We start from the raw sequence: 17,667 nt of genomic DNA on the forward strand, positions 1-17,667 counted from the left end.
CGCCTCGACGCGCGCCGTTTTTCTCTGTGTTTCTTCGGGTGTCATAAGTGTCCTCCATTAGAGGACACGTATTTAACCAAAAAAAAACACCCCCTGCAACAGGAAAATCAATATTTCGCTCAAAACCTGCCTCTTCCACTTCAACTAAAAAAAATCACACCCGATGACGGGTTCTTGACACCTCCCCCTTTTTATGGCATCCTGCGCCCCATGACACTATGCGCTGTGAGATGACCGTGCTGCTTCAGACGGTCTCTGGCTTTTCTTTCTTTGTGTGGCGTGGGGCCATCTGGAACGCGCTTCGTTATTACGTTGCCAGCCGCAGCGTGGAGACGCTCTCAGATGGATCAGGTAAACGGCGAACGCGACATTGTCATCCGCGCGGTGAATGTGAAGCGGCATTATGGTCAGGGCGAAAGCATGACCCGGGCGCTCGATGGTGTCACGCTCAATGTGTACCGCAGGGAGTACTTGTCCATCATGGGGCCGTCGGGGTCCGGGAAATCCACGCTGTTCAACATGATCGGCGGCATCGACAAACCCACCGAGGGTATGGTCTTTATCGACGAGATCGACGTTGCCCGGCTCGATGCCTTCGAACTGGCATGGATGCGCTGCAACAAGATCGGCTACATCTTTCAGTCCTATAATATCCTTCCGACCCTGACGGCGCTGGAAAACATTACGCTCCCGATGCGCTTTGCGGGGTTGGCGCCGGATGAAGCGCGGGAAAAGGGCGCCGAGATTCTCCGTGCCGTGGGTCTCGGCGACCGCATTTTTCACAGGCCTTACGAACTGTCCGGCGGGCAGCAGCAGCGCGTGGCGGTGGCGCGCGCCATGGCGAACGATCCGGTGATCATCCTGGCGGACGAACCGACCGCCAACCTCGATGTGGATACGGGAGAAGAGATCATCGAGCTGCTCCGCGAGCTGAAAGCCACCCGCGGCCTGACGGTGATTTCGGCCACGCACGATATGAAAATGCTGGATGTGTCGGACCGGATACTCTGGATCCGTGACGGCAAGGTTCAGCGGGTTGAATCGCGCAAGAACCTCGACATTCAAGTCGGCGGCGTGGCGCGCGGACACCAGCGAAAGGATCTGGCGATACCGTGACGACCGAAACCGACATTCCGAGACAGCCGGCGCTGGCGTGGGGGATCATCTTTCACGTCAGCCTGGCCGGCATGCGGCGTCGGATGATGCGTTCGTTGGTGACGGTGAGTTGTGTCGTTCTGGCCCTTGCGTTTCTGTCGTACATGCTGGTCCTGGCGGATATTACGCAGGCTCTGGTGGAGCTGAACGACAATCTTCTCAACGTTTTGCTTCAGAATCGCGGGGTGGATATCTTTGCGGCAAGCCAGATGGGGCCGATGACTATCCTGCTGATCAGCCTGGCCCTGCTGACGTGCACGGTCGGGATCGTGAATTCCATGCTGATGTCGGTGACTGAGCGGGTCCGGGAGATCGGCACGCTCAAATGTCTCGGGGCGCGGGATGCGTTTGTCGTGCAGACCTACCTCGTGGAATCGTCGTTGCAGGGATTCTGTGGCGCCGTGCTGGGCGTCGTGCTGGGTTGTATCGTCGCGATGGCGGTGTCTGCGTGGACCTATCCCGGATTTTTGCTCCGGTGTTTTCCGGCCAGAGCTGTGGCGGTGTCCATTATGATTTCGCTGGTCTGCGGATTTTGCATTGCGGTGGTTGCGTCCATCTGGCCCGCGTGGGCGGCGGCTCGTAAACGTCCGGTCGAAGCCTTGCGGGTGGAGGAGTAATGGGCGACACACTGATAGCCATTCGGGGCGTCACAAAGACTTATCCGCGCGGCGACCAGGTGGTGCACGCGCTGCGCGGGGTGAACCTGGACATCGAGACGGGGCAGTACATCTCCATCATGGGACCGTCTGGATCGGGAAAATCAACCCTGTTTAACATGATCGGCGGGCTGGACATGCCCACAGAGGGCGAGGTGCGCGTGGACGGTTGCCGGCTCGCGGCCCTGGATTCCGATCAGTTGGCCTGGTTTCGCTGCCACAAGATCGGGTTCATTTTCCAGTCATTCAACCTCGTGAACACCATGACGGCGCAGGAGAACGTGGCCATCGCACGGACCTTTGCCGGCGTGTCGTATGCCGAGGCGATGGCCGACGCCGCCCAGGTGCTCACACGCGTCGGACTGGAGCATCGCCTGACCCACCTGCCGTCTCAGGTATCCGGCGGCCAGCAGCAGCGGATTGCCATTGCCCGCGCGCTGGTGAACCGGCCGATGATCATCCTCGCGGACGAGCCCACGGGGAATCTCGACCTGAAAACAGGGCAGGACATTATTGATTTGTTATACGAGATGAAGACCGTGTTCGGCATCACGGTTGTGACGGCCACGCACGACATGAAGATGATATCCGCCTCCGACCGGCTCGTAAAGCTGCGCAGCGGGGCGGTTGAGGAAATGATGACGCGCGCGGAAATGAACGTATCGATCGGGACCATCGACGGGGAATCGGTGGCGTAGTGCGCGACGGAAAGGAGACGCTGTACCATGTCGCTTTTCTGGAAACGGGAACGGCCCAACGTCGACCGGCGGCAGGCGCTGGCCAGCGTTCCGGCGTTGAACGAGCACGTCTGCGTGGAGACGTTGCCGGACGGACGCATGTTCCTTCGTGCCCGGTTGCAGCGGGGCGGGGGCGGGTTTCTGGACCGGTTTCGCCCGCGCGTGGACGAGCGCCGGTACGAGCTGGATGCGTTCGGGGCCGCCGTGGTTCGGCGCATTGACCGGAAGTGCCGGGTGCTCGACATCATCGAAGGATTTCATCAGGAGTTTCGCATGAGCCGGCGCGAGTCGGAGATGGGGGTCGTGGCGTTCCTCAAGATACTGATGCAACGGAGACTGATCACGGTCAGGATAAGCGAATGAATTTCTGGAACCACGCACACTGGGCGGGGGACTCACAGCGGCAGAGCAGCCGGCGGATCGTCCTGTCGGTTGCGGTGCTGCTGGCGGCGGCCGCGCAGCCTGCAGCCGGGTTGGACGATCCGAAGGCGCCTGCGCTCGCGGCGTTGATTCGATCGGTTGAGTCACGCGCTCCGGGCATGCCGGGGAACCTCCTAATCGAGGCGGCTGTCGCGGACCGTTTTGCCAGCGCGGGGCACACGCACGGCGCGATTCGCTTCCAGGCACCCGTCTTCGTGCCGGGGGCGATGTCGGTTCGGCTTCCGGATGGGATCGAGCACCGCCTGTTCCCGATGCATCCCACGCTGATGCGGCCTGGGAATTTTGATGAAACCGCGTTCGATGCCCCCCTCGTCTACCTCGGAAAAGGGACGCGCGCCGACCTCTCCCGTGTCACGGGCGTGAATCTGACCGGGGCCATCGCGGTGATGGAATTCGATGGCGGCGATGCGTGGCAGGGGCTGCTTCGCTTTGGCCTGCGGGGCTTCATCTTCCTGGCCGCCGACACTTACCGGCCTATCGACGCCTACGGGAAGGTGTACCACTCCGAGGTATCGGTTCCGCGCTTCTTTGCCGCCGAGCCTGCGGCTGCAGCGCTCCGAAAGGCCTGTCAAGGCGCGGTCGAGCCGCCCACGGTCGAGGTCCGGGCCGAACCGTCCGGTTGGCGAACGGAAACGTTGAGGAACCCGTGGGTCCTGATTCCCGGGAGCGACGACGAGTTGAGCCGGGATGTGGTCGTTGTGACCGCACCCATAGACGCGAACGCGATCGTGCCCGGCCTGGCGGCCGACGTTGCCGCAGGCGTGAACCTGGAACTGCTCGACACCCTGTTCGCCAACCTGACCGAGACGCCGCCAAAACGGTCGGTGCTCTTGGTGGCGGTTAACGCCCATACCCAGTACTACCTGGGCGAACGCATGCTGGCTTGGCACCTCCTGAAGCCGGCCGGCGACGTGGCGCAGATTCGCGATGCGCTGTCCCGGACCCTGCGGGAAGATCGCCTCCTCTCGGAAAGCTATGCCGGGCTCCGCTTCGAGCCGACGGACCTGACCCTGGAAGAGGCCAATGCCGCCGTGGACATCCTCTGGGAGATGCCTCCGAATGACCCGAGTGTCGCCGTCTCGGAAGCGGTTCCGCTCGACGCGGCGGCCGCGCGCGCCGCACTGGACCGGACCCTGCAGGGAGCGCGTGAAGCACAGGCGAGTTTCCGCGCCCGCATGACCACAGACAAGGCCGTGGTGGCCGGGTTGGCGGCCGAGATCGCGTATCTCGACGCCATGCGCGACTGGGACAATGAACGGATCCTCGGACTGCTGACCCGCGCCCTCCCGGTCTTCCACGACGAGCAGATTCTGGAGTCCTGGCGCGCGAAGCTCGACACCTCCACCGGTGTGCGGATCGCGATCAAGGTCAGGCTTCAGGACAAGGTCAAACGCGAACTCAATCGGGTGAAGGTGGACATTATGGAGTTGTCGCGCGCGGCCGAGAAGGCCGGAATAGACCGCGCGGGATTCGATGCGTCCATGGCGCAACGGCGCGAAGAGCGAGAACACCTGAAACGTGTTCTGACGCTTTTCAACAAAGTCGACGTGGGCATCGGAAGCAGCCGGACCCGGTATCGGCACATCGCAACGCAGCCCCGTCAGCGCGAGCTACTGGCCACCTTCCGAGATGAACTTCTCGTTCTGATGCGCCGGGACGCAACCGAACGCGCACGGATGCTCGATCTGGATACGGGCAACGACACGCTTCGCACGGCGATGGATACGCGGCGGCCGGTTCTGATTCTGTCGTTGGGATTGGAAGGCCCGGCGGGGCCTGCGGGACTGTGTTCGCTCAGCTCCGTTGCGGCGCCGGACTGGCTGCGGGGGTTGGGAACACTGGCGGCTGATGTCGCGGCCGCACACCCGGCGCCGGCCGGGGCCGCATCGCCCTTTGTGGATGCGCTGTCGGGGACCGGCGGTCTCCTGCAGAATCATTTTTTTCCGGAATCCAGCGTTTCACCCGCCGTCGTATTTCACGTGGCGGGACGGATACCGGCCGTGGTGCTGAAACGCGTCTTTCGCCAGCCGGTGCAGGCGTTTATTCCCCAGCAGGGTTCCGCCGAGACGCCGGACGACGCAACAGCGGGAGCCGCAGACTGGTTCAGCGGCTTTCTGGGAGCCCTTATCAATCACCCCGCGCTCACCAAGCCAGAGGTCTGTCCGCCGTATCAGGGAAAGTGGAGACCCTTCTGGAGCTGCGTGGTTCGAACGTATGAAATGGATGCGTTCTCATCGAAACCGACGCCCAGCCTGCCGGTCCCCGAGGCGCTGGTCATAGCCTATCCAGAGCTGGCGAGCGGCGCGATTGTGGACGGCGACGTGACCGGCGCGGCCATGACACGCACGGATGCATCGGGACAAGCCATCCTGTACGGGTTATCGGACGCCAAGTTGCTACCCATCGCGTATCAGCTTGCCGAGGACAATCGGACCGTGCTTTCGACCATTGATGCGGGCCAGATCCAAGAATCCAAGCAAATGAGCAGCCAGCTCTTCCAGGGGTTGAGCCGAACATTGCCGATGTTTTCATGCCGGGAGTATGTGCTTTATGATCGCTGGGATCCTTCGCTCGTCGGCAGCGCGCCCATCACCGTTCAGGCCGTCTGGCCGATCAGCGCGGCATCGGGAGCCAACCCGCGCAAGTATGGAACGCACGGCTTGGCCAGTCTGTCGCCTGCGGGTTCCCATGTTTCCTATGGTCCTGCGGGAATCTACTTGGAACGCAAGCGCGAGAAGTTCGTGCAGGATGCCCTGGTGCTGCTGACCAGCCACAGGCGCTTCGCCGTGAACCCGACGGCGGCAGATCCGAATGGCGAGGGTTATGCCGACGGCGACGCGCTGGGACCCGATTTCTTTGCGCGGGTGGCGGCGGATATGGACGCCGTATCCCGGTACCGACTGGGTCTTATGAAGGGTGTGATCAATGAACTCGTGATGGAGTTTGTCGATGCTGGCAGCGGGCACCTCGACGACATGACGAATGCGGCGGCGGTGTTCGACCACAATCGCCAGGTGCGCGCGACCGCATTGGCTCTCGGCAACGAAGTGAAAGCCTATGAACAGATCCGGGGCATGAACGCGGACATGCTGAAGGCTGTCATCGTGTACATGGCGCTCATGCTGCCGTTTTGCTATTTTCTCCAGCGCCTCCTCTTCACATTCAAACGGACCGAGCACGAAATTCTCGCATTTCTGTTCCTCTTCCTCATGACCTATGTGGGCTTCCGATTCATTCACCCGGCTTTCTCAATCGCGCTCAGCGCTGAAGCGATCTTCATCGCTTTCCTGCTGGGGGCCATCGGGTGTTTTGTAACGTGGATACTCCATGCCCGTTTTTCGGAGGAGATGGATCTGCTGTTCCGGGGCACGACGGGTCTCGGCGGCCGGGGGGCGGGCTCGGGGTTCGTGGGGCAGACGGCAATGCTGATCGGTGTGAACAACATGAAGCGGCGTCGCGTCCGGACCACGTTGACGACCGCGACGGTGGTGCTCGTGGTGTTCACCATGCTCGCATTTTCGAGTGTGTCACACAAGGTCAAGCCCACGCTGATCCACAGCAGTGACACAGCACCGTACACCGGCTTGTTCTACACGTGGCCCGGTTTGCTGGGCATGGACGAGGCCACGGTGCGCGCCATCGAGGCGCTATACGGCGACGCTGCCGAGTTGCTGGTGCGCCGCGTGCTGTTCGCCCCGACAACCTGGCGGATCGCGTCGGCCGATGAGCCAGGCCGGTTCGCTCACGTCGATACGGCCCTGAGCCTGGCGGTCGCGGAACCGCGATTCGTCGGGGCCATGCCGGTCCTGCACGGTCGTCCCTTCTCCTCGGACAGCGCCATGGAAATTGCGGTGCCGGCGACGCTGGCCGAAGCGCTGAACCTGCACGCTGGCGACATTGGAACCGCGCGCCTGCGCCTGTTGGGTTATGACCTCACCCTGACCAGTATTCTTGACGATGATCGGTGCCGCCGCATGCGGGATTTAGACCCGGATACCGTGCTGTTGCCACGGCGTGAATCCCCGACTGCCGCCGCCAATGCTGCATCCCTCGCTGGAATGGAGGGGGGTGATGCCCAGGACCTGTCCAAGGTTGTGTACGTGCCACCGGAGCTAGCGAAGGCCCTGGGCGCAAAGCCTTTCTCGGTGTCGGTCCGCCTCGGCGGAGAAGACGCAGACCTCGGCCCCGGTGAGTTGTGGCAGGCCGCCGACATGTTTCTTCGGATGGCCACGCCGCGGTTCTTTCTCGGCAGCGTGCAGGGGTTCCAGGTGGGGGAGCAGGCGAAACGCACAACAGACGCCGGCGTCTATTTTGTCAGCGGTTCCTACAGGACCTCCATCGGCGGTCTCTCCAAGCTCGTGATTCCGCTGCTCATCGCCGGCTTGATCCTTTTCAACACCATGCTCGGCACGGTATACGAACGCAAAGGGGAAATCGCCATCTATAATGCCATCGGCCTCAACCCGCACCATATCTTCATCTTCTTCCTGGCCGAAGCGCTGGTCTATGGCGTAATCGGAGCCATCGGCGGGTATCTGGTCGGTCAGGTGCTGACGCTGGCGGCGCAGTCCATGGACCTCGTAAAAGGGTTGAATGTCAACTTTTCATCGCTGATGGTCGTCTGGGCCATTCTTTTCACCGTGGGGCTCGTTGTCGCCTCAACCCTGTATCCCGCGTTCGTCGCCACGCGTACGGCGGTGCCCTCGGGTGTGCGTCGCTGGTCCCTGCCCTCGCATGACGGCGAGAAGATGAGCGTGACCCTGCCGTTTATTTACCAGCCGGGTCTGGTTCCGGGGGTGTTGGCCTACCTCGACGAAGTATTATCCGCGTCTTCGGATGCGTCTCTGGGCGACCTGATCGTGACACCCCGCAGCCGGAGTCGTTCGGGCGGAAACGGACATCCGGAGTTCCAGATCGAATACGGGATGGCGCTCGCTCCGTTCGATCTTGGCGTGACACAGGGAACAGGGTTCCATGCCCACTTTGATTCGAACGTCGACAGCTACGTTCTGGACCTTCAGATCCGGCGCGAATCCGGGCAGGATGCCAGCTGGGCGACGCTCAACCATCCGTTCCTGGAACGGATCCGAGGTCTGCTGTTGCGGTGGCGGAATCTGGATCCCCTGCGGCGCGAGCAGTATGTGAGACAGGGCGAATCTCTATTTAAGGGTTGATACATGTCGTTCGAAAATGACAAGGAACTGAACGAGTATCGCCGGATCATGGACGTTCCGCCGGCGACAGAATTCGCCGACGGGTTCGACTGGAAAACCGTGGCTGGCGCCCTGTTTCTCGGCCTGATCGTGAACCCGGCGACCGATTATCTTGCGCTCGTGATCGGGGGCGACGCCAATATCGGCGGTGCCATGAAATGGGTCCTGATTATTCTCTTCGCGGAAATCGCCAAACGATCCTTTTCCTCGCTTCGAACACAGGAACTCTACACCCTGCATTACATGGCCGGCGCTGCTCTGGCGGATCCATTCTCCGGTTACCTGTGGACCCAGTTCGCGGCCCAGTCCGAATACATCCAGGGCCTCGGTCTCGCTTCCGAGCTACCGAAGTGGGCATTCCCTGCGGCTGCGGACATTCAGGCTGCAGGCCGCACGTTGTTCACCCGGGCTTGGCTTCCCATTATCGCGCTTACGATCTTCGGAGTGGTGGTGGGCCGGGTGGACAATTACGGACTGGGATATGTGCTGTACCGGATTACCAACGACGTGGAAAAACTGCCGTTCCCGTTCGCTCCGGTAAGCGCGGCGGGAATCGTGGCGCTGTCCACGGATCGCGGACAGGAAACCCCGTGGCGGTGGCGGTGCTTCGCCATCGGGGGGATGATCGGCATGGTGTGGGGTCTCGTGTACTTGTGCGTGCCTCTGATCACGCAGGCGATCTTGCCGAAACGCGTGGAACTGATTCCCTTGATATTCATCGATTTCACCCCGCAGATCGGACGGTTGCTTCCTGCGGTTCCAATCAATCTCGTGATCAATCTCGGCGCATTTCTCGCGGGCATGGTCGTGCCGTTCTGGGGGGTCATGGGCGGGCTTGCCGGACTCGTGTTCACGTGGATCGCGAACCCCATTCTCCAGAAAATTGGCATTCTGTCCAGTTGGACTCCGGACATGGGCTTTGTGGACACAACCTTTGTGAATAATATTGATTTCTACCTGTCGTTCGGCATCGGCCTCACCTTCGCCGTCACCTTGAGCCAGATCGTGATGTTCCTCACAACGACCCTCCGAAACGTGATCAAGCCCAAGACAAAAGAACTGACGCACAGCCCGGGTTTCCTGGCGAGCATGCGCAGCGGATGGAAAATACTGGTGACCAACAACCGTGCCCGCGGCGATCTCTCGATATTCGTCGCGCTTGCGATTTACTTCGGCGCCACCTTCACCTGGATTGGGCTGGGCGTCATCCTGATTGGGAGCGCCTATCCGTGGATGATCATGATCTTCTATGCCGTCGTCTATACCCCGATGATCTCGTACGCGACGGCCAAGCTCGAAGGCATCTGCGGCCAGGCCGTCAATATCCCCTACCTGCGGGAACTCACGATTCTGCTCACGGGGTATAAGGGCGTGGACATCTGGTTTGCCCCCATGCCGATCCGGAATATGGGGACTGAAACCGTCGGCTTTCGCGTGCTGGAACTCACCGGCACCAAGATTATCAGCCAGATCAAGACGCTGGTGCTGACGCTTCCCATCATTCTCGTGGCCTCGTTCCTGACCTCCGAGATCTTGTGGCGCATGGCACCCATCCCGTCTTCAGCCTACCCGTACACGCAGATGATGTGGGAACTCGGGCTCCGAAACTGGGCCGTCATGATCACGGCAACGATGGAAGGGGGATCGCAGTTTCTCGAGGCGCTGCATCTGAACTACGCCCTGTGGGGACTGGTGTCGGGCTCAGCGCTATTCGCCGTGCTGTCGGCCATGGGTCTGCCGATCATGCTGGTGTTTGGCGCGGTGTGGGGACTTGCCCAGAGCAGCCCGGGCGCGATGTTCTGCACCATGGCGGGCGCCTTCGTCGGCCGGTTCTATTTCCGAAAGCGCCACAAGGATATGTGGCTGAAATACATGACCGCCGTCATGGCCGGGTTCGGATGCGGCATCGGTCTGACCTCGATGATCGCCATGTCGTTCAATGTTATCGTTAAAATGCTGAGTCCAACACTATGGTGACGTCACGATGAAACCGGATCGCATAGGATTCAGGGCCTTCTTTCTTGGAACGCTTTTCGCGGCGGCATTCGCGTGGTATGCCGTACGGGCCGAGAACTTTCCCCCGCGGACCATCCTGACGGCCACGCAGATTCCGGTGCTCCCGTATCTCCTGCTCATCTTCCTCGTGGCCATTGTGAACCCGCTTCTCCGGTTCGTAAAGGTCTCCCGCGGATTGGCGAAATCCGAGATCATGCTGATCTTTGTCATGGGCATGGTGTCTGCGGGTCTGGCGTCGTTCGGCTTGGCGTCGCAAGTGGTGCCGCTTGTCGCCGGTCTTTTCAACCGGGACTGGAACACGCGCCAGGCACGGTGGGATCTCTATATTGAACCGTACGTGAACGAATCTTTCTTTATCTCAGAGCCGGGCATTCGCAGCGCGGCCGAGGTGTCGCGCGACGCGGAGTTCGCGTGGCGACGCGCCGTGGACCAACTGCGCGCGGCCGAGGCGCTGGAACAGGCGCGCGCCGAACTCGCCTCGGTTGCCGCCGCAGTGGACCGCGAGCCGACCTCGCGCGGTCTGCAACATCGCAAGGCTCTCGCCGAAACCGTTATGCGCGAACTGGAAACCCGTTGGGAAAAGGCTTCTGAAGGTGTTCTTCCCGACACGGTGATTGCCTCGTATCCGGGAAAGATCGAGGGGTTGAAGGTTATCATGGATGAACGTCGCGAATCGCTGCGCGTGCTCGAGGAGCGTGCGTTCGCCAAGACCGATGCGTTTCGACGCGGGTTGCCGGCCGACATGCGCGCCATCCCCGGTTTGTTTGCTCAAGAAAACGAAGTGTTCGAGGTCTATCTCGCCCGGCTGAGCCTCATGCGACGAGGCATGTCCGCCCTGCGCGAGCTCCGCAAGATAGAGGAATCATTGCCGGCCCAGGGCGACGGCGCGCCGCCGGCGACCGCTGCAGAATCCCTCCGCAAGGCCGTCGCCACGCTGCAACCGGAAGACCGGACGACGGAATTACAGGCCCGTCGCCACGCGCTGCAGGAGGATCGGCGCGTCGCAGAATCGAGACTGGGCGAAGCCCGCCGGCTCCGCGACAAGCTCGCAGCCGAGCGTCGCGACGCGGATGCGTCGGAGTTCCACAGGATCGACACCGTCCTCGAATCCGGAAAAAAGACAATCCAGGACATGGAGCAGGATATCCAGCGGCTCGATGATGATCTGAGCCACCGGGTGACCCCGCGTATGGCTCTGGCAGCATCGGCCCTGAATGTCGTCACACAGCTTCAGGCTTTGGCCGTGTCGCTGGCCTGGTCCGGAACGACCGCCCCGGCCAACGCCGATGCGTTCCGGGTTTCACTCCACACGGTGATGGACCAGTTTGCCCCCCTGGGCATCTCCTGGCGCCAGTTTTTTCTGGGCGACGTCCCGTGGGGGCTCTGGGTCACTCCACTCCTGTTGTGGAGCGGCGTCGTCTTGGTCACCTACCTCATGCTGATGACGCTGAACGTCCTGATCTTCCGGCAGTGGGCGCACCATGAACGGTTGATCTACCCGCTGGCCGAACTCCCGTTGCTGCTCGGCGGCTTCGACACCGAGGGCTCGGATCTGGGAAATAACGCTGTCCCGCCTTTATACCGCTCATCCATGTTCTGGCTGGGAGTCGCGGTGTCGGTCGGTGTGCTGGGATGGAATCTGCTTGCCGCCAAGTCCATCATTCCGGGTGTGAAGCAGATTCCTCTGGTCTTCCCATGGGATGACTACGTTAAAGGAAGCATGTTCAGCGGCCTTTCGCCAAATACGCAACACCAGATATTCTTTACCTTGATCGGCATCGCTTTCCTGATTCCCGCGCGGATTTCCTATTCCATGTGGTCGTTCCATGTCATCTATATGCTGCTTGCGCTCGCGCTGATCGGGTTGGGGCACGGCGTCAACCTGCGTTCATTTCCTCATGACATGAAGATGGTCTTCAATTTTCGCAACGCCATGGGCGGAGGCGCGATGGTGGCGTTTTCATCCGTGATCCTCTGGAAGTGTCGAAAATACCTGGTGTGCGCGTTTCGGCCGGATGCGCTGGGGTCCATGGACGCCGCGGAACGCGCCGAATTGCGCGTATCCTCGTTCGTCTTCCTCGGCAGTTCTCTTGCGCTGATCCTGCTGCTGACGTTCGGTCTTGGATCCAACCTGTTCTTCTCGATTTTCTGCTGGCTGTTTATGCTGCTGGTGACGATCGGCATGGTCCGGGCTATCGCTGAAGGCGGACTCTTCTGCTTTCAATGCTGGTTCAATCCCTTCCATGTCATCCGCAGCGTATTCGGAATGAACCGGGCCTGGACATCCGCGTCGGTTCTGGCGCCGCTGGCGGTGTTCTACTATGTCATTCTCTGGGACATCAAGACCTACATTGCTCCGGCCATGGCAAACGCGCTGAAAATCAGGGATCGGCTCGGCATCGGGCGGCTGAAGTTCCATGCGGCGGTATTTACGGGCATTGCGGTGGCATCCGGTGTCGCCATTGCCACGCATATCATCTTTGCCTACCACAAGGGTGGCGATGCCATGCACGCCTGGTTCTACAAGGCCGCGTTAAATGACTACCTGTTCGGATGGATCAAAACGATGGCGATTTCGAACCCCGTCGACACGGCCGGCGGGCGCTACTGGTTCTTGGCGGGCATCCTTGTGATGGCCTTTCTGATCTTCTTCCGCCGGAAATGTTTCTGGCTGCCCCATCCGCTGGGCATGATCGTGTGGGTGAACCCAGTCATGTGGTGTTTCTGGTTTTCATTTTTTCTCGGATGGGCCTTTAAAACCCTCGTCAGCCGGTACGGGAACCGTGATACCTACTACTTCTTCAGGGCTTTCTTCATCGGCCTCATTGTCGGTGAACTTGTCATGTGCCTTTTTGGGGTCGACCTCAACCGTAACTGGGGCTGATGAAAACACGCCGTCTGGCTTGGAATGGGATCAGTTTTCGGGTTCCGGAGAACTGGGAAATCGCCCGCTATCGCGATCGACGCGGCGGGGGCTGGCGTATCGAGGTTGAGGACGAGTACTCGGTCCGGATGGTCGTCGAATGGATCCAGGTCCGCCGTTCCGCAAAAGGGGAGCGGTTCTCCCAAGAGACCTTGCGATTGAACCGCAACCTGGCCGCCCGCGCACACATGACCCACACCCTAACAGGCCTGATGAATGGATGGAAAGCAACGCGTTACGAATTCAGGGAAACCATCCCCACCCATCGCACGGATCGCAAGCTGACCGTTGTCGCCCACAGCGAGGTGGTAGCCGTTCTCGTTCCGCCGCCGGGAAACGTCGTCGCGTGCCTCACGTTCAGTTTCCTACCCGCCGATTCGGAAGATCCCGACGCGATTACACGCGCCGTCACCGAAACGTTCACAGCACATGAAGGAACCGCCGTGCCATGGGAGGCTTTCGACGTGGCTTTCCATCTGCCCGATTCCTTCCTTTTGGAGGGCATGTCGTTCGATATCGGCGCGAAATACCTCGCCTTTCGATGGCGGCAGCGACGGTTCCATCTCTGGATACTGTCCTGCGCGGATCAATTTATTAAGCCGGGCGATGATCCTGCGGTATGGGCGGTGGGCTATCTCAACGCGCAGCGTCGTATTCCGGGGATTCTCTTTTTTCAAGCCGGACCGGGGGTGATCGGCTGGCGGCGGCGATGGACCAGTCGGATCTGCCACCGCGAGGAGTTGTCACGCTGGTGCTTTCGATACCTCATCGGTTTCGAGCTGGATGCGAGGAGAAACCAGCTCCGGATTGCCGTTTTGAACCATCGCTGCACGGCGGATCCGAGCCGTCTGCCCGTGTTGCCGGGTCTGGCCTCCGCCGCCAGCCAGCGCAAGCCGGCGGACCTAGCCACCGTTGCGCGCCTCGCCGAATCATCGGACCCGCCATCCGATCAGCACCGTAACGAAACTGATCTCACGTGTGTGACCTCCCGCGGCGGATGCATTCAAGCACTACGTCAGGGACTGAGGTGCCGAACCAATGAAATCTAAGCATGAGCAAGGGAAGAAGGCTGCTGGCAAATCACACCGTGCCGAGGGCTCACTGAAAGAGCAACTCGACTTTTCGGAAAGTCTGATCGAAACCGCCCAGGTACTCATTCTGGTCTTGGACACCCGTGGGCGCATTGTCCGATTCAACCCCTACATGGAGAAACTGGTCGGCTATGATTTGAATGAAGTCAAGGGGATGGACTGGTTCGAGACGTTTCTAAGTCCGGAAATCAGCCGTACCATCAAGCCCTTTTTTCAACAAGCCATTGACAATATCCAGACCCGTGGAAACGTGAATCCGATCCTCGCTAAAGACGGTCGAACGATTCTTGTGGAGTGGAACGACAAAACGCTCAAGGATAAAGACGGCCGTACGGTGGGTCTTTTGGCAATCGGGCAGGACATCACCGACCGCAAGCGGGCGGAAACCTATCGCGAGATGGAGCATGAGATCCTTCGCATTCTCAACGAGCCGGGCGACCTGCAGGAGTCCATCCAGCACGCCCTCGTTGCATTGAAGACACGGGCCGAGGCCGATGCCGTCGGCCTGCGCCTGCAAGAGGGCGAGGATTTTCCGTATTTTGTCCAGGACGGTTTCTCCAAGGACTTTCTGCTGACAGAAAACACGCTGGCCGAACGCGGCAAGGATGGCGGCCTGTGCCGGGACAAAGACGGCCATGTCTCCCTGGACTGCCTGTGCGGCTTGGTCATCTCCGGCAAGACCGACCCCTCCAGACCGATTTTCTCGCCAGGCGGGAGCTATTGGACCAACGATTCCTTGGTTTGGCTCGACCTGCCATCTGATCAGGACCCCGGGATGCATCTGCGGAATACCTGCATCCAGCAGGGCTACGCCTCCGTGGCCTTGATACCGGTTCGGAACAGAGACCTGATTGTGGGACTGCTCCAGCTCAATTTTAAGCGCAAGGGCCGTCTCACCCGCGAAGCCATTGAAATACTGGAAGGCATCGCCGCGCATATCGGATCGGCCCTGATGCGCAAACGGGCTGAAGACGCGCTCCGGAAGAGCGAGGAAACACACCGGGCGCTGGTTGCCGGATTACCGGACACGGTCATGCGCTTCAACCGCCAGGGCGCGCACCTGTTCGTCCCTGAAAATGTCCGCACGACGGTAGACCTGAATGCCGTGCGGTGTATCGCAAAGACCCACGCCGAGCTTGGCTTTTCCAAGACGCAGTGCCGATTCTTGGAGGAATCCATCCGGGGGGTGTTTGACAGCGGTGCGCCCTTTGAGACCGAGTTTACTGTCGAAGGCAAGACCGGCACCGCCATCTTCAACTGGCGGCTTGTCCCCGAACGGGACGCGCTTGGAGCTGTGTATTCCGTGCTCGCGATCAGCCGCGATATCACCGCCCATCGGAAAGCCGAGCGGGAATACACAACCTTGTTTCGGGAGATGCTGGACGGTTTCGCCCTGCACGAGATCGTCTGTGATGCCGAGGGGAATCCCGTGGACTATCGCTTCCTATCTGTCAACCCGGCCTTTGAGCGCATGACCGGCCTGAAGGCGGAGGCCATCGTGGGCCGCACCGTCCGGGAGGTGTTGCCCTGCGCGGAAGAACACTGGATCGAAACGTATGGCAAGGTGGCGCTCACCGGTGAATCGATCTTCTTCGAAAACTACTCCGCCGATCTCGGAAAGCATTTCGAGGTGACGGCCTTCCGCCCCGCCACGGGCCAATTCGTCTGCATCTTCCAGGACATTACCGACCGCAAGCGGGCGGAAGACGCCCTGCGGAGCAGTCGGCAACTCCTGGAGGCAACTGAGGCGCTGAGCGCCGTCGGCGGCTGGGAATGGGACGTGACGGCTCAGGTCATGGTTTGGACGGACGGCACGTACCGCATCCACGAACTCGATTCCGTCAGCATGCCGGCAGGCTCGCCCGCTCATATCGAGCGCAGCCTCGCCTGCTACGACCCCGAGGACCGGCTGAGGGTCGAGGATGCGTTCCGGCGCTGCATCGAAGCGGGCGAACCCTACGATCTGGAGTGTGCCTTCACGACCACAGCGGGCCGCCGGTTGTGCGTCCGTACCATGGGCCGGGCCATCCGGAAGAACGGTCGGGTCGTCAAAGTCCAGGGCAATCTCCAGGACATCACCGAGCGCAAGAAGGCCGAGGCCCAGCAGAAAAACCTGCAAGCCGAGTGTTTCCAGGCCCAGAAGATGGAGTCGGTTGGCCGGCTCGCGGGCGGCGTGGCGCACGACTTCAACAATCTCCTCACGGGGATCATGGGCTATACGGAATTGTGTCAGGAGCATGTGGGCGTGGATCATCCCATTGCCGATTGGCTTGACGAGATCGCGAAGGGGGCCCAACGGTCCGCCAACCTGACGCGCCAGTTGCTCGCGTTTGCCCGCAAACAAACCATCCTGCCGCAGTTCCTGGATCTGAACGATGCCGTATCCGGAATGCTCAAGCTGCTGCGCCGGTTGATCGGCGAAGACATCGCACTGGTCTGGATGCCGGGCACGGACGTATGGCCGATCAAGGTCGATCCCGGCCAGATCGATCAAATCCTGGCCAACCTCTCCGTGAACGCACGCGACGCCATTGGCGGCGTGGGGCGCCTCACCATCGAGACACACAACACGGTTGTTGACCGGGCGTCCTGCTCGGAATACCCAGAGGCTGCCCCCGGCGACTATGTCGTGCTGATGGTCAGCGATGACGGGTGCGGCATGGACCGTGAGACCCTGACACACATCTTCGAGCCCTTTTTCACGACCAAAGAGGCCGGACTGGGCACCGGATTGGGCTTGGCTACGGTCTATGGCATCGTGAAGCAGAACGGGGGATTCATCACCGTCGACAGTGCACCGGGGAATGGCACGACGTTTCGAGTCCATCTCCCTCGCTGCGAGAAAACCGTGGAGACGAGCGCCGTCCCGCAGGTTCCCGAGGCCCGTCCGGGCGGCTTTGAAACCATCCTGCTGGTCGAGGATGAGACCAGCGTACGCGTGACCACGGCACTGTGTCTGGAGGCGCAGGGGTACGCCGTCCTGACCGCGGCAGACCCGGGGGAGGCCTTGCGCCTGGCCGAGCGGCATTCCAGCCCCATCCACCTGCTTATCACCGACGTGGTCATGCCCTGCATGAACGGTCGAGCCCTGGCGGCGAAACTGACCGAAAAATACCCGCGCATGAAGTGCCTGTTCATTTCCGGTTACACCGCCAACGTCATCGCACACCGGGGCATTCTGGAGGAAGGCGTCCATTTTCTGGCCAAGCCCTTCACTCGGGACGTCATGGCCCGCAAGGTGTACGAAGTTCTGAAAGGCGGACAGACTAAAGGCAGGGAGTAACCGATTCCTGACCGGTTAACAAAAAAGGACCCCTCCCTAATCCTCGCCTAAGGCAGGGCAAATGTACGCAACCCGTTAAAAGAGAGAAGAAAAGGCTTGCTGACGGGCTATAGATTTCCTATACTGCATGTCCATGGCTACCCGTCTTCCGT

At 60.7% G+C, this 17,667-nt stretch carries 9 protein-coding genes; all 9 read left to right on the plus strand.

Annotation, left to right across the window (positions count from 1 at the left end; translation table 11 throughout):
* The first annotated feature begins 342 nt into the window (after nt 1-342).
* The 9 genes from FJ222_08480 to FJ222_08520 are packed head-to-tail and all read left to right on the plus strand — an operon-like array spanning nt 343 to nt 17,515.
* Nucleotides 343-1,116, plus strand: coding sequence for an ABC transporter ATP-binding protein (locus tag FJ222_08480; protein ID MBM4164462.1), 774 nt, complete (start codon nt 343-345; stop codon nt 1,114-1,116).
* Nucleotides 1,113-1,772, plus strand: a complete 660-nt coding sequence (locus tag FJ222_08485; GenBank protein ID MBM4164463.1) for an ABC transporter permease — start codon at nt 1,113-1,115, stop codon at nt 1,770-1,772. The genes FJ222_08480 and FJ222_08485 overlap by 4 nt, the downstream gene beginning before the upstream one ends.
* Complete coding sequence (locus tag FJ222_08490) at nt 1,772-2,509, plus strand: ABC transporter ATP-binding protein (protein ID MBM4164464.1); 738 nt, start codon at nt 1,772-1,774, stop codon at nt 2,507-2,509. Before FJ222_08485 ends, FJ222_08490 begins: the two co-directional genes overlap by 1 nt.
* Before the next feature lie 27 nt (nt 2,510-2,536).
* The gene (locus FJ222_08495) at nt 2,537-2,911 is read left to right on the plus strand and encodes a PqqD family protein (GenBank protein ID MBM4164465.1); all 375 of its coding nucleotides are present in this window, start codon (nt 2,537-2,539) and stop codon (nt 2,909-2,911) included.
* Entirely contained in the window at nt 2,908-8,163 is a 5,256-nt protein-coding gene (locus FJ222_08500; GenBank protein MBM4164466.1) for an FtsX-like permease family protein, read from the plus strand. The genes FJ222_08495 and FJ222_08500 overlap by 4 nt, the downstream gene beginning before the upstream one ends.
* Nucleotides 8,164-8,166: 3 nt before the next feature.
* The gene (locus FJ222_08505) at nt 8,167-10,179 is read left to right on the plus strand and encodes a peptide transporter (protein MBM4164467.1); all 2,013 of its coding nucleotides are present in this window, start codon (nt 8,167-8,169) and stop codon (nt 10,177-10,179) included.
* A 7-nt stretch (nt 10,180-10,186) separates the two neighbouring features.
* Nucleotides 10,187-13,102, plus strand: a complete 2,916-nt coding sequence (locus FJ222_08510; protein MBM4164468.1) for a hypothetical protein — start codon at nt 10,187-10,189, stop codon at nt 13,100-13,102.
* Nucleotides 13,102-14,190 (plus strand): hypothetical protein, encoded by a 1,089-nt coding sequence (locus tag FJ222_08515; GenBank protein ID MBM4164469.1) that lies wholly within the window; start codon nt 13,102-13,104, stop codon nt 14,188-14,190. The genes FJ222_08510 and FJ222_08515 overlap by 1 nt, the downstream gene beginning before the upstream one ends.
* Nucleotides 14,180-17,515 (plus strand): PAS domain S-box protein, encoded by a 3,336-nt coding sequence (locus FJ222_08520; protein MBM4164470.1) that lies wholly within the window; start codon nt 14,180-14,182, stop codon nt 17,513-17,515. Before FJ222_08515 ends, FJ222_08520 begins: the two co-directional genes overlap by 11 nt.
* The last annotated feature ends 152 nt before the right edge of the window (nt 17,516-17,667 follow it).

The sequence above is a fragment of the Lentisphaerota bacterium genome (assembly GCA_016873675.1).
In the GTDB taxonomy this organism is placed as follows: Bacteria; Verrucomicrobiota; Kiritimatiellia; order RFP12; family JAAYNR01; genus VGWG01.